This window comes from Actinocorallia libanotica, assembly GCF_039525175.1.
Taxonomy (GTDB): Bacteria; Actinomycetota; Actinomycetes; order Streptosporangiales; family Streptosporangiaceae; genus Actinocorallia; species Actinocorallia libanotica.
Genome location: NZ_BAAAHH010000111.1, coordinates 1 through 938, shown reverse-complemented (window position 1 = coordinate 938; position 938 = coordinate 1). Strand labels below are relative to the sequence as shown.

The window sequence follows — 938 nt, the reverse complement described above, 5'->3', positions numbered from 1 at the left end:
CCTCCTGCCGCCGGATGCGGTGTCGGGGTGGCTGGAGGGCGGCCGCGTCCGCTGGGCCGTCAGCGGGCGGACCGTCCCCGAGGCCGAGCTGGGCGACGTGCTGCACCGGCGCGTCAACCCGATGGCCGGCCACGTCCTGGGCCTGTCCCCGGTGCAGAACCTGGCCCGCTCCGTCGGCGTCAACATCGCCTCCTCCCGGTACGGGCTGCAGTGGTTCAGCGACGGCGCCCACCCCTCGGGGCTGCTGGTCAACACCGAAGTCGAGCTGGAGCAAAAGCAGGTCGACACCGCCAAGCAGCGGTTCCTGGCCGCGCTGCGCGGCAACCGCGAGCCGCTGGTGCTGGGCAAGGGCTGGGACTACAAGCAGCTGCAGATCACCCCCGAGGAATCCCAGTTCCTCCAGACCCAGGGGTTCTCGGCCGCAGAGTGCGCGCGGATCTTCGGACCCGGCCTCGCGGAGATCCTCGGCTATGAGTCCGGCGGATCCATGACGTACTCCAACGTCGTCGACCGCGGCCTGCACCTGCTGACGTACGCGCTCAACAAATGGCTGCGCCGCCTGGAACGCCTGCTGTCGGACTTCCTGCCCAAGCCGCAGTACGTGCGCATCAACCGCAACGCGCTGCTGGAGACCAGCGCCCTGCAGCGCTACCAGGCCCACCAGTCCGCGCTGCAAAACCAGTGGCGCACCGTCAACGAGGTCCGCGACCTCGAAGACCTCCCGCCGGTTCCGTGGGGCGATGAGCCCCTGACCAAGACCGCCCCCGCCCCCGCTCCGGAACCTGAGCCGGACGAAGGCGACGACGACCCGGACCCCGATGACCCCGCCGACGACGGCGACCCCGAGGAGTGAAAGCCCATGCCCGCAGTACGCGGCCTGTACCTGATCCGTGGCGGATCCGCCGTGCCCGTCCTCGCCCCGCGCCCGGAGCCGGCGG

1 protein-coding gene is annotated in these 938 nt (G+C 71.1%); it reads left to right on the top strand.

Going from position 1 to position 938, the window contains the following annotated elements; all coding sequences use genetic code 11:
- The coding region (locus tag ABD140_RS39890; RefSeq protein WP_344248275.1) for a phage portal protein at positions 1 to 853 on the top strand (853 nt) is incomplete at its 5' end.
- Positions 854 to 938: the final 85 nt, after the last annotated feature.